This is a genomic window from Acidovorax sp. BLS4, from assembly GCF_032929295.1.
Classification (GTDB): Bacteria; Pseudomonadota; Gammaproteobacteria; order Burkholderiales; family Burkholderiaceae_C; genus Paracidovorax.
Window position 1 is genome coordinate 3,916,762 of sequence record NZ_CP136797.1, and the last position, 12,808, is coordinate 3,929,569.

The following is a 12,808-nucleotide window of genomic DNA, read 5'->3' on the forward strand; positions in this document are numbered from 1 at the left end:
TATGGACGCGTCCGCCTGGGGCCTGCTGGCCCTGTTCCTCCTCGTGCTCCTCGTGCTGGCCTGGCCCCTGGGCCGATGGTTGGCCGCGATCTGCGATGGCCGGCTGCCGCAATGGATGCACCGCGCCGAGTCATCGCTGTACCGCGTGGCCGGCGTGCGGCCCGAAGAGAGCATGCACTGGCGGCACTACGCGCTGGCCTTGCTGGCGTTCAATGCCATCGGTGCCGTGTTCGTGTACGGCCTGCAGCGCCTGCAGGCCTGGCTGCCGCTCAACCCGCAGGGCATGCCTGCCGTATCGCCCGACTCGGCTTTCAACACGGCGGTGAGCTTCGTCTCCAACACTAACTGGCAGGGCTATGCGGGCGAGGGCACCATGGGCTACCTGACGCAGATGCTGGGACTGTCGGTGCAGAACTTCCTGTCGGCGGCCACGGGCATCGCCGTCGCGTTCGCGCTGGCCCGGGGCTTTGCCGCGCGCCGCACGGACGGCCAGGGGCTGGTGGGCAACTTCTGGGCCGACATGGTGCGCATCAACGCCTGGGTTCTGGTGCCGGTGTCTCTGGTAATCGCCGTGTTTCTGGTGGGGCAGGGCGTGATCCAGAACTTCTCTCCCTCCAAGGAAGTTGCCACGCTGGAGGCCACGGCCTACCAGAACCCGAAGCTGACGGCCGACGGGCAGCCCGAGAAAGACGCGGCCGGCAACCCGGTGACGGAGAGCGCGAGCACCGCCACGCAAACGCTGGCCATGGGGCCGGTGGCATCGCAGGAGGCCATCAAGATGCTGGGCACCAATGGCGGGGGCTTCTTCAATGCCAACTCGGCCCATCCGTACGAGAACCCCACGCCGCTGACCAACTTCGTGCAGATGCTGGCGATCTTCCTGATCCCCGCCGCCCTGTGCTTCACGTTCGGCCGGGTGGTGGGCGACCAGCGCCAGGGGCTGGCGATCCTGGCGGCCATGACCTTGATGTTCGCCGTGGCGGTGGCCGTGGTCATTCCCGCCGAGCAGGCCGGCAACCCGCGCATCGCCGCCCTGGGGGTGGACCAGGCCATGACGGCGCTGCAGTCCGGCGGCAACATGGAGGGCAAGGAAGTGCGCTTCGGCATCACCGCATCGGCACTCTTCGCCGCCGTGACGACGGCCGCCTCGTGCGGCGCGGTGAACGCGATGCACGACTCGTTCACCCCGCTGGGCGGGCTGGTGCCGATGGTGCTGATGCAATTGGGCGAGGTGGTCTTCGGCGGCGTGGGCACGGGCCTGTACGGCATGCTGGTGTTCGCCATCCTCGCAGTGTTCATGGCGGGGCTGATGATCGGCCGCACGCCGGAGTACCTGGGCAAGAAGATCGAAGTGCGCGAGATGAAGCTCACTTCGGTGGCCATCCTGGTCACGCCCATCCTCGTGCTGGTGGGCGCAGCGGTCGCCGTGATCGCGCAGGCGGGCCAGGCCGGCATCGCCAACCCGGGCGCCCATGGCTTTTCAGAGATCCTCTACGCCCTCACGTCGGCGGGCAACAACAACGGCAGCGCCTTCGCGGGACTGTCGGCCAACACGCCGTTCTACAACGTGCTGCTGGGGCTGGCCATGTGGTTCGGTCGCTTCGGCGTGATCGTGCCGGTGCTGGCCATCGCGGGCTCGCTCGCCGCCAAGAAGCGGCTGCCCGCCACCGCCGGCACGCTGCCCACGCACGGGCCGCTGTTCGTGGCCCTGCTGGTCGCCACCGTGCTGCTGGTGGGCCTGCTCAATTACGTTCCTTCCCTGGCGCTGGGCCCCGTCGTGGAACACCTGATGCTGTGGACCCCAGTGAGGCCCTGACATGACAACCCCCAAGACATCCCTTTCCCTTTCGCTGTTCGATGCGGCGCTGGTCAAGCCCGCGCTGTGGCAATCGTTCGCCAAGCTCGATCCCCGCGTGCAGTGGCGCAATCCGGTGATGTTCATCGTGTTCATCGGCAGCCTGTTCACCACGCTGCTCTGGCTGCATGCGCTCACGGTGCCGCAGGACACGGGCATGCGCCCGGCCTTCGTGCTGGCGATCGCCGTCTGGCTGTGGTTCACCGTGCTGTTCGCCAATTTCGCCGAGGCGCTGGCAGAGGGGCGCAGCAAGGCGCAGGCCGCATCGCTGCGCGGCCTGCGCAAGGACACCTGGGCCAAGAAGCTCGCCGAGCCGCGCCATGGCGCGACCTTCCTGCCCGAGCAGGCCACCAACCTGCGCCGCGGCGACGTGGTGCAGGTGGATGCGGGCGACGTGATTCCGCTGGACGGCGAGGTCATCGAGGGCGTGGCCTCGGTGGACGAGAGCGCCATCACCGGCGAATCCGCACCGGTGGTGCGCGAGTCGGGCGGGGACTTCTCGGCCGTCACGGGCGGCACCCGGGTGCTGTCGGACTGGCTGGTGGTGCGCGTGACGGTGAACCCCGGCGAGTCGTTCCTGGACCGCATGATCGGCATGGTCGAGGCCGCCAAGCGCCAGAAGACACCCAACGAGGTGGCGCTCACCATCCTGCTGGTGGCGCTCACCATCGTGTTCCTCGTGGTCACCGTGACACTGCTGCCGTTCTCGATCTTCAGCGTGGGTGCGTCAGGGGCGGGCACGGTCGTGTCGCTCACCGCGCTGGTGGCGCTCCTCGTGTGCCTGATTCCCACCACCATCGGCGGCCTGCTGTCGGCCGTGGGCGTGGCGGGCATGAGCCGCATGATGCAGGCCAACGTGATCGCCACCTCCGGACGCGCGGTGGAGGCCGCGGGCGACGTGGATGTGCTGCTGCTGGACAAGACCGGCACCATCACGCACGGCAACCGCCAGGCGAGCGCGTTCCTGCCCGCCCCGGGCATCCCCAAGGAGCGCCTGGCCCGCGCTGCCATGCTGGCGTCGCTGGCCGATGAAACGCCCGAGGGACGCAGCATCGTCGAGCTGGCGCGCCGCAGCGGCGTGCCCGACGAGGCCGCGGCGCCCGGCGTGCGCCTGGTGCCCTTCACGGCGCAGACGCGCATGAGCGGCGTGGACCTGCCAGCCACGGCCGGTGCGCCCGAGGTGGCGTTGCGCAAGGGCGCGGTGCAGGCCATGGTGCGTCACATCCAGGCGCTGGGCGGCAGCGTGCCGGCCGAGGTGGTGCGCGCGGCCGACGACGTGGCGCGGCGCGGCAGCACGCCCCTGGCGGTGGCCGAGGGCGCCCAGGTGCTGGGCATCGTCGAGCTCAAGGACATCGTCAAGACCGGCATCAAGGAGCGCTTCGCCGAACTGCGGCGCATGGGCATCAAGACGGTGATGATCACGGGCGACAACAAGTTGACCGCCGCCGCCATCGCTGCCGAGGCGGGGGTGGACGACTTCCTGGCCGAGGCCACGCCCGAGGACAAGCTGGCGCTGATCCGCCAGTACCAGGCCGAGGGCCGCCTGGTGGCCATGACCGGCGACGGCACCAACGATGCACCGGCACTGGCCCAGGCCGACGTGGCCGTGGCCATGGGCAGCGGCACGCAGGCTGCCAAGGAGGCCGGCAACATGGTGGACCTGGACTCCAACCCCACCAAGCTGCTGGAGGTGGTGGAGACCGGCAAGGCCCTGCTGATGACGCGCGGCTCGCTCACCACGTTCTCCATCGCCAACGACGTGGCCAAGTATTTCGCCATCATTCCGGCGATCTTCGTGTCCACCTACCCGCAGCTGGCCGCGCTCAACGTGATGCGGCTGGCGAGTCCCTCCTCGGCCATTTTGTCGGCGGTGGTGTTCAACGCGCTGGTGATCGTGTTCCTGATCCCGCTGGCGCTCAAGGGCGTGCGCTATCGCCCGGTCGGCGCCGCCGCGCTGCTGCGCCGCAACCTGGCGATCTATGGCCTGGGCGGGCTGGTGGTGCCGTTCATCGGCATCAAGCTCATCGACTGGGTGCTGGTGGCCGTGGGCCTCGTTTGAACTGTGCAAGGAAGCATCGACATGACCAAAATCCTCCGTCCCGCGCTGACCCTTTTCGTGCTGCTGAGCGTGATCACGGGCGTTGTCTATCCGCTCATCGTCACGGGCGTGGCGCAGGCCGCGTTTCCGCAGCAGGCCGCGGGCAGCTTGGTGCTGCGCGGCGGGCAGGCCGTGGGCTCGTCCCTGATCGGGCAGAACTTCACCGACCCGAAGCACTTCTGGGGCCGCCCCTCGGCCACCGCGCCCATGCCCTACAACGCCAGCGCGTCGGGCGGCTCCAACCTGGGACCGCTGAATCCCGCCCTCACGGAAGCCGTCACCGCGCGCGTCCAGGCGCTGCGCGAGGCCGATCCCGGCAATGCCGCGCCCGTGCCCGTGGACTTGGTCACGGCCTCCGCCAGCGGGCTCGACCCGCACATCAGCCCCGCCGCCGCGCGCTACCAGGCCAGTCGCGTGGCCAAGGCGCGGGGCTGGCCGGTGGAGCGCGTGCAGGCCCTGATCGACGCGCACACCGATGCCCCGTTCCTGGGGCTCCTCGGTGACCCGGGCGTGAACGTGCTCGCCCTGAATCTCGCGCTCGATGCCGAGCGGTGAGCCCCATGGCGCGTGCGCCGATCCCGGCGCAACGCCCGCCACAATAGGGTCCGCACGTTCCTTCGCCCATGCCTGACATCGCCCGCCCGGACCCCGACGCGCTCATCGCCCAGATGCGCGCGGAGGAAGAGCGCACCCAGCGCGGCAAGCTGCGCATCTATTTCGGTGCCAACGCGGGCGTGGGCAAGACCTGGTCGATGCTGAGCGCGGCGCAGCGTGAGCGCAGGGCGGGGCGCGACGTGCTCATCGGGGTGGTCGAGACCCATGGCCGCAGCGAGACCGCCGCGCTGGTCGAGGGCCTGCCCGTGCTGCCGCTGCGCAGCCTGGACTACCGGGGCCGCCAGCGCACCGAGTTCGACCTCGACGGTGCGCTGGCGCGCCAGCCGGCCGTGCTGCTCGTGGACGAACTGGCGCACTCCAATGCGCCCGGGTCCCGGCATGCCAAGCGGTGGCAGGACGTGCAGGAGCTGCTCGCCGCCGGGATCGAGGTGTGGACCGCGCTCAACGTCCAGCACCTGGAAAGCCTGAACGGCACCGTGGGCGCCATCACCGGCGTGCGCGTGCACGAGACCGTGCCCGACACGGTGCTGGACGAGGCCGACGAGGTGGTGCTGGTCGATGCCACACCGGACGAACTGGCCGCGCGCCTGGCCGCCGGCAAGGTCTACCTGCCGCAGCAGGCCGAGCGGGCGGCGCAGAACTTCTTTCGCAAGGGCAACCTGATCGCGCTGCGCGAGATCGCGCTGCGGCGCACGGCCGAGCATGTCGAGGACGACGTGCGCGGCTGGCGCGTGGAGCAGTCCGGCGCGGGCGGCGACCGCGTGCCACCGGCCTGGAACACCTCCGGCGCCTTGCTGGCCTGCGTGGGGCCCGGCGAGGATGCCGCCCAGACGGTGCGCACCGCGGCGCGGCTGGCCGGCCAACTCAATGTGCGCTGGCACGCGGCCTATGTGGAAACGCCGCGTCTGCAGCGGCTCGATGCCCGGCGCCGCGACCGCGTGCTGGCCGTGCTCCAACTGGCGGAGGGCCTGGGCGCGGAAACCGCGGTGCTGACCGGTGGCGAGGTCGCTCCGGTGCTGGCGGAGCATGCGCACCGGCTCAACTGCGCCACGCTCGTGGTGGGTCGCCCGGCACAGGCTGCCGGCTGGCGGCGCTGGTGGGCCGCACGGCCCGTGGCGCAGGCCCTCGCCGCTGCGGCCCCGGCCCTCGACATCGTGGAGGCCGGGCGCGCCGGCAGTTCGCGGCGCCTGGCGCAGGCGGACTGGGGGCGGGCCGGCACCGATGCGCTCGACAGCGAGGAGCGCCAGCCGGCCCGCTGGCCGGGCTTCGTGTGGTCGCTGGCCGTGAGCGTGGCCGTCACCCTGCTCACCCACCTGCTGTCCGGGGTGTTCGAACTGGCCAACATTGTCATGCTGTACCTGCTCGGGGTGGTGGGCGTGGCCATGCGGTTCGGCCGGGCGCCTGCGGCTCTCGCGGCGCTGGTCAACGTACTGGCGTTCGATTTCTTCTTCGTTTCGCCGCGCATGTCGTTCGCCGTGAGCGACGTGCAGTACCTCGTCACCTTCGGGGTCATGCTCATGGTGGGGCTGCTGGTGGGGCAGCTCACCGCGGGGCTGCGCTTCGCGGCGGGCGTGTCGGCGAGCCGCGAGCGGCGCGCGCAGTCGTTGTTCGACCTCACGCGCGAACTGTCCGCAGCGCTGCAGGTGGAGCAGATCACCGCCATCGGTGCTGCCGCGGTGCAAAAGCATTTCGGAGGGCGTGCGGCGGTGATCGCGCTGGATGAGAGCGACCGCCTGGCCATGCCCGAGGGGCTGCCGCCCGGATTCGACGCGAACGTGGCCGACTGGACACTGCGCCAGGGCCAGAGCGCCGGCCTGGCCACGGCCACGCTGGCCGCGCAGACCTGGCGCTACGTGCCGCTCACCGCGCCCATGCGCGTGCGGGGCGTGCTGGCGCTGGAGCCTGCACAGCCGCGCTGGCTGCTGATTCCCGAGCAGGCACAGCAGCTCGATACGCTGGCCCGGCAGATCGCCATCGCCCTGGAGCGGGTGCACTACGTGGACGTGGCGCAGCGCGCGGTGGTGGACATGGAGTCGGAGCGCCTGCGCAATGCCCTGCTGGGCGCCATTTCGCACGACGTGCGCACCCCGCTCACCGCGCTGATCGCGCTGGCGGAGTCGCTGCCCGCGCAGTCGGCCGAAAACCAGGCCGAGGCCGGCCGCGCCATCGTGGCGCAGGCCCATCAGCTGCACGCGCTGGTGAGCAACCTGCTTGACATGGCACGGCTGGAGAGCGGCATTGCCGGCGGCAGCGTGAACCTGCGGCGCGACTGGCAGTCGGTCGAGGAGGTGGTGGGCACAGCGATTCGGGCGGCACGCCCTGCGCTGGGGCGCTTGCCGGTGGTCACGCACCTGCCGGCGGACCTCCCTTTGGTGGAATTCGATGCCGTGCTCATCGAGCGGGTGCTGGTCAACCTGCTGGAAAACGCCGCCAAATACGGTGCGCCGCCCATCGAGGTGTCCGCCGGCACCACGCCCACCACGCTGCGGCTGGCCGTGCGCGACCATGGGCCGGGCCTGCCGGTGGCGCTGCGGGGGCAGGAGCACACATTGTTCGAGAAATTCACCCGTGGCCAGTCGGAGTCGGCCACGCCCGGCGTGGGCCTGGGATTGGCCATCTGCAAGGCAGTGGTGCAGGCGCATGGCGGCGACATCTCCGCCGCCAGCGCCGAGCGCGGTGGGGCGGAGTTCACCGTGACCCTGCCGCGACGCGACGAGCCCCCCCTTCCCCTGGATGAACCCTTGGAGCCCGGCGCGCCGGAAACGCCATGACCTTGGCCTTGCGAACGGTGATCGTGATCGAGGACGAGCCGCAGATCCGCCGCTTCGTGCGCAGTGCGCTCGAAGCCGAGGGTTGGCAGGTGCATGAGGCGGCCACGCTGCGCGAGGGGCTGTCGGCCGCCGGCACGCGGCAGCCGGACCTGCTGGTGCTCGATCTGGGGCTGCCCGATGGCGATGGCGTGGGCCTGATCCGCGATGTGCGCAGCTGGTCGGCGGTGCCCATCATCGTGCTGTCGGCCCGCACCGACGAGGCCGACAAGATCGCGGCCCTGGATGCGGGCGCCGACGACTACCTCACCAAGCCGTTCGGCACCGGCGAACTGCTGGCGCGTGTGCGCGCCAACCTGCGCCGCCCGCGCGCCGCCAGCGGCAACGGGCTCACCCCGGTGGCCGAGGAGCCCGTGTTCCGCTTCGGCGACATCGAGGTGGACCGGAACGCTCGGGTGGTTCGGCGCGGCCATGCCGAGGTGCACCTCACGCCCACCGAGTACCGCATGCTGTCTGTGCTGGTGGCCAATGCGGGCCGCGTGATCACGCAGCGGCAGCTGCTGCGCGAGGTGTGGGGCCCCATGCGTTCGGACCAGAACCACTACCTGCGCATCTACATGGGCCACCTGCGCCAGAAGCTGGAGGCCGACCCGGCCCAGCCGCGCCATCTGTTGACCGAGACCGGCGTGGGGTATCGGCTCGCGGTGTGATTGACCGGCGACAGTAGCATTGGCAACGGCAGTGTTGCATTTTGTCTCGGTATTTACAACCATGTGTTGCGGGCTTCAGGGTGGGCAATCACTGCTATATTCATCGCAGATTTATAAAAATAGAAACGGATCAAAGGCGGATGCAAAGGCAGATCCAGTGGGGTCTTCTTTAACGACATACCGCCTGTCCGATAGGGAGGGATTTTGATGAATGCAGGTCAAAAGCTGCCGTGGCCTTTCATGGAATCGTGCGCCGCGCGACTCCATGGTCCCCCCATGGCACCCATGTAGCCGTCTGCCAAGCCGGGGCATGGAGGCCAATACCGTTCTTCTGCAACTCCGTTGATTTTTCGCTTTCCGTGCATGGGCATGGAGGCCTGTCTCGGTAATTTTTCCGTGGATTGATAATCGTGCGGCATGTATGTTCAATATGCATGCCAGGCATGGTGCGTGGGTGCGTCTGCATATTGAATGCGCATCCATTTCTTTCATCGCTGAAAAATATCGAATCGGAAATCCAGCGGCTGCATCTGACGGCGCCACCCCTGCGTTACCCCGGTAAACGCACCCGACGCAAGTTCCATGTCAGCGATTTGCCAATGGGTAACAACAATTCAACCAAGGGAGTGAACCATGTCTGAAACCATCCAGTTGCCACCGGATCTCGCATCCAGCCTGACCGTCGCCATCAATACCGCGATCCAGTCGCCTGCGGCGCAGAACTACACATTTGAGATCGCCCAGGGGTGCACGCCATCCGTGCTGAACAACATGTACTTCTGCAACGCGGCAAGCGTGACAGAAACCTATGGCTCCAGCTCCACCATTCCCCATGCGGATTCGACAGGGGCGCATGTCGACACCAACGATCACGTGGACACGAACAACCATGTCGATTCCAAGCTCGTGCACGACGATATCCCTGGCTACAAGCCCTTGGGCATACCGCACACCGACACCACGCCGCACGACGATACGTCCACGCCACACGACGATACCTCGCTGCCGCACGACGATACGTCCGCACATTACGACACCCCGGCGACCACGGTGGGCGGCATCATCTGTACAGCCAAGCTCAGTCAACTGACCGGCTGCGGTTCTCTGGTAATCAGCAACCTGGTGATTCCTTCATCGGTGGACATTCCCATGCCCCCCGCGACAGGGTATTCATTTCCCTTCTCGGCCGACGTTTCTTTCGGCTCTGCCTTGACGCCATCGTTCGATATCAGCGTGCAGGCTCCGCCGCTTCCAGCCGCCACGGACCATTCCAGCGTGGCGGTGAAAGGGACGACGGGGACCATGGCCGGCTCCATCTCGCTCTACTGCACCGGCAATACTGAGAACAAGGCCCCCGGTTACTACGCATCGATCAACAGCATCACGGTCACGCTGCCGACGAATGTCAGCAGCTATAGCAACTGGAGTGGTATTGCGGGTGCGCTGATCTCGGTGGGTCTCAGTGATGCCGATGCACTCAATCTGGGGAATGCGTTGCTCAAGACGGTGACTGCTTTGGTCAATGGCTTCATCGCCTCGGAGACCGAGGATGCCATCAACGGAGCCATTCCGGCGCCGTTCCTTGCCTGCCAGTGCTGACCGCTGCGCGGGGCGCTGTGCGCCAGCCTGCTCAGCCTGACGGTGTCCATGCATCCATGGATGCCGCGTTCCGTCCACCAGAAGATGACCACTGGAGATCCAGGCAATGACCATCGAACTTCGCCCGCTGGGCGTGGCATGCAATCTGGCGTGCAGCTACTGCTATCAGCAGCCGCAGCGGGACGCCGGCAATCACCGCACGCCCTACGACCTGGAAAAGATCAAAGCGGAGGCCGAGCGCATCGGCGGACCCTTCACGTTGTTCGGCGGAGAGCCCCTGCTGATGAAGTTCGACGACTTGGAGCACCTGTTTGCATGGGGGCTTGAGCGGTTTGGGGCCAATACCATCCAGACCAACGGCGTGCTGATTGAAGGCCGGCATATCGACCTGTTCCGTCGATACAAGGTGAGCGTGGGCATCTCGATTGACGGACCGGGGCCGATGAATGATGCCCGCTGGAACGGCAGCCTGGAAAAGACACGCCAGGCCACTGCTCGGGTAGAGGGCGTGATCGCTCAACTGTGCGAAGCGCGCCAGATACCCAGCCTGATCGTCACGCTGCATGGTGGCAACGCGAGCGGTGAGAAGATTCCGGAGATGATCGAATGGATGCACCGCCTGGACACGATGGGCATTCGGAATGTCCGGTTGCACCTGCTCGAAGTCGACGATGAATCGTTGCGCGGGCGCCTGGTGCTCTCTGCCCGGCAAAACATTTCAGCGCTGTTGGCTTTTGCGCAGGCGGAGCCTCGCTTCACCAACATTCGTTTCGATCTGTTCCGCGATATCGAAAATCTGCTGGAGGGAAAGGATGGCAAGGCCAGTTGTATCTGGCGCGCCTGTGATCCCTACACCACCGAGGCAGTGCAAGGCGTGGAAGGAAATGGACAGTCGAGCAACTGCGGAAGGACCAACAAGGACGGCATCGATTTCATCAAGGCGCAGGTACCGGGATTCGAGCGCTATGTGGCTCTTTTCAATGCGCCTCAATCGGATCACGGGTGTGCTGGATGCCGCTTCTTTCTCATGTGCAAGGGACAGTGTCCCGGCACAGCGGTCGGGGGCGACTGGCGCAACCGGACGGAAAACTGCGAGGAATGGAAGCATCTCTTCCAGTTGATCGAATCCCGATTGGTTCTTGCGGGAAGAATCCCCTTGACCTTGCAGCCTTTGCGCCTCGAATTGGAGCGCTTCCAGATCACCGCCTGGAAACAGGGTCGCAATCCGTCCATCAGCAAGACGCTGGGCTATTTCCACCAGGGCCTGCTGCCTGCCGGGCCCGCAGCTGAACCGGAACCCCAACCCTCTGAGATCAAGAACGGTTCGGGCAGCATTCCCCGGATCAGCTGGGTCAGCAACGCGGCGCGCAGTTTCTGGCAGCCGCGGATGGAACAAGTGCGCACGATGCTGGAAGACGTCACCGTCCACGCCGGGCGGCTGCATTCTGGGCGTTGCTCGGTCCGGCGGGTTCCGGAGTCCAGTCTGGAACGCCTGGCCGGCTTGGCGGGCCGAATGGGCGTGGGGCATGCGTTTCTTCCGGCGTCCGCGCTGACCCATGCCGTCCCTTCCGATCCCTGGGCCGAGCGCTCGGGGCTGCTGGTCTGCGGCGAGCCCTCCAGCGTGGCCTCTGTCCAGGCCGCTTGGGCCGATGGCGATCGGGGTGCGTTCCTGGCGCGGCTGGAGGTTCCACCGTGCTGCCTGGCAGGCCATTCCGCATCGGCAGAAGCGCTGTCCACGGTGCATCTGGACGATGGCTTTTCGCCGCACTCGCTGCTGGCTCCCCTGGGTCTGTCTCTGCTGCCGGTGGCGCCGTGCCAGCCCGGTTGCCGGCACGCGCTGGATGCGGCTCGGACGCTGCGGCAGGCCGCACTCGATGGCGGTTATGGAACCGAGGTGGATTGGCTGCAGGAAATGATGGCGTGGTCGATCTCATGGACTGACCGGCATGGCATCACCGAGGTGAAGGCGCCCGTATTCAAGCTGTGCTTTCTCGCGCCACCGGGGGCGGCAGACACGGCGATCCTGAAGCAGGGCGTCAGCCATGTCGCTTTCGCGACGCAGGGCCTGGGTTTTCCGTTTTCGGTCCCGGCGCGCAAGACGATCACGCTGCACGCCGATGGCCGCCGTGCCGCAGCCTGCGTGAATTCGGGTTGACGGCACTGTGCTGAACCGCAGCAACCATCTGCCGCATGACCCCATGTGGTCATGGGCTTGGAGGGATCGTGAAGCCATTCGATGAAATTCTGGCGGCCATTGACTGGTCGCGCATGGCGGTGCCGCAGCCAGACGGCTACGACACCGATGCCATTCTGGCTCTGGCTGGCAGCGGGGCCTCTCCGCTGCGGCCTGCGCCATATCAGCGCCGTCCGCCAGAAGGCTCGCACGCCTTTTGCGGTGGCATGGTGGCGGTGCGCGCCGGTCCGGAGCGGGGCCTGGGGTCGGCCAGCATGGTGCCTGCTGCGTTGGACCACCCGCATCTCGACAAGGCTGCAGCACTTCTTGCGCGATGGCCTGCGGCCCACGCACAGTTTCAGCGCTTGGTGGAGGCCGTGCATCCTTATTGCGATCTGGCGCAGGTGCGGCTGGGCCAGTGGGCTTTCGGGTCATCGAGCCATTCGCACGAGGCGGACTTCGGCTGCATCCTGGTGACCGTTGATGACCCGCTGGGCCTGGCGCAGGCTCTGCTTCACGAGATGGCGCACCACAAGCTGCGTGCAATGGGCGTGTCGGTGGAGGTGGCAGACCGGCTGATCGCCAATCCGCCCGATCAACGGTTTGATAGCCCTATACGCAAGGACCGGACGAGACCGATGACGGCGGTGTTCCATGCGCAGTATTCCTTCATGCACGTCACTGCGCTGGATCTGTACATGCTGAAAAAGGCCGACGATCCGCTGGAAGCGACCAAGATACTGATGCTGCTGGCGCGCAACGTGATCCGGATGGAGGCCGGGTACCGGGAGATCGACGTGCACCTCAGAACGGATTCGATCGGGCAGACTTTTGTCGAACCCTTCATGCGGTGGTCCCGTCAGGTGCTGGATGATGGCCGCGCTGCGTTGGATGCCCACGGATACACCCTTGCCTGATCCTGCTGCCTGGCGGGCGCCGGCCCTCGGCTTTTCCGCTCACCGTGGTGATTCGGAGGGCCAGCGCCGGACA

Annotated in this window: 8 protein-coding genes; all 8 read left to right on the forward strand. The window is 67.1% G+C overall.

The window, feature by feature from the left end; genetic code table 11:
* The first annotated feature begins 1 nt into the window (after position 1).
* The 8 genes from kdpA (at position 2) to R1Z03_RS18080 (ending at position 12,735) form a co-directional block, all read left to right on the forward strand.
* Positions 2-1,816, forward strand: coding sequence for a potassium-transporting ATPase subunit KdpA (gene kdpA, locus R1Z03_RS18045; protein ID WP_317353585.1), 1,815 nt, complete (start codon positions 2-4; stop codon positions 1,814-1,816).
* A 1-nt stretch (position 1,817) separates the two neighbouring features.
* Positions 1,818-3,914 (forward strand): potassium-transporting ATPase subunit KdpB, encoded by a 2,097-nt coding sequence (gene kdpB, locus R1Z03_RS18050; protein ID WP_317353588.1) that lies wholly within the window; start codon positions 1,818-1,820, stop codon positions 3,912-3,914.
* 21 nt (positions 3,915-3,935) lie between these two features.
* Entirely contained in the window at positions 3,936-4,508 is a 573-nt protein-coding gene (gene kdpC / locus R1Z03_RS18055) for a potassium-transporting ATPase subunit KdpC (RefSeq protein ID WP_272565807.1), read from the forward strand.
* Between the two features lie 68 nt (positions 4,509-4,576).
* Positions 4,577-7,339 (forward strand): DUF4118 domain-containing protein, encoded by a 2,763-nt coding sequence (locus R1Z03_RS18060; RefSeq protein WP_317353591.1) that lies wholly within the window; start codon positions 4,577-4,579, stop codon positions 7,337-7,339.
* Positions 7,336-8,046 (forward strand): two-component system response regulator KdpE, encoded by a 711-nt coding sequence (gene kdpE / locus R1Z03_RS18065; protein WP_272565805.1) that lies wholly within the window; start codon positions 7,336-7,338, stop codon positions 8,044-8,046. Before R1Z03_RS18060 ends, kdpE begins: the two co-directional genes overlap by 4 nt.
* Positions 8,047-8,679: 633 nt before the next feature.
* Complete coding sequence (locus R1Z03_RS18070; RefSeq protein ID WP_317353594.1) at positions 8,680-9,645, forward strand: hypothetical protein; 966 nt, start codon at positions 8,680-8,682, stop codon at positions 9,643-9,645.
* A gap of 106 nt (positions 9,646-9,751) precedes the next feature.
* Positions 9,752-11,800, forward strand: a complete 2,049-nt coding sequence (locus tag R1Z03_RS18075) for a radical SAM protein (RefSeq protein ID WP_317353596.1) — start codon at positions 9,752-9,754, stop codon at positions 11,798-11,800.
* A 68-nt stretch (positions 11,801-11,868) separates the two neighbouring features.
* Positions 11,869-12,735, forward strand: a complete 867-nt coding sequence (locus R1Z03_RS18080; RefSeq protein WP_317353599.1) for an HEXXH motif-containing putative peptide modification protein — start codon at positions 11,869-11,871, stop codon at positions 12,733-12,735.
* The last annotated feature ends 73 nt before the right edge of the window (positions 12,736-12,808 follow it).

Coding starts and splice junctions, on each gene's coding strand:
- kdpA (WP_317353585.1), top strand. CDS start 2: ATGGACGCGTCCGCCTGGGGCCTGCTGGCCCTGTTCCTCCTCGTGCTC.
- kdpB (WP_317353588.1), top strand. CDS start 1,818: ATGACAACCCCCAAGACATCCCTTTCCCTTTCGCTGTTCGATGCGGCG.
- kdpC (WP_272565807.1), top strand. CDS start 3,936: ATGACCAAAATCCTCCGTCCCGCGCTGACCCTTTTCGTGCTGCTGAGC.
- R1Z03_RS18060 (WP_317353591.1), top strand. CDS start 4,577: ATGCCTGACATCGCCCGCCCGGACCCCGACGCGCTCATCGCCCAGATG.
- kdpE (WP_272565805.1), top strand. CDS start 7,336: ATGACCTTGGCCTTGCGAACGGTGATCGTGATCGAGGACGAGCCGCAG.
- R1Z03_RS18070 (WP_317353594.1), top strand. CDS start 8,680: ATGTCTGAAACCATCCAGTTGCCACCGGATCTCGCATCCAGCCTGACC.
- R1Z03_RS18075 (WP_317353596.1), top strand. CDS start 9,752: ATGACCATCGAACTTCGCCCGCTGGGCGTGGCATGCAATCTGGCGTGC.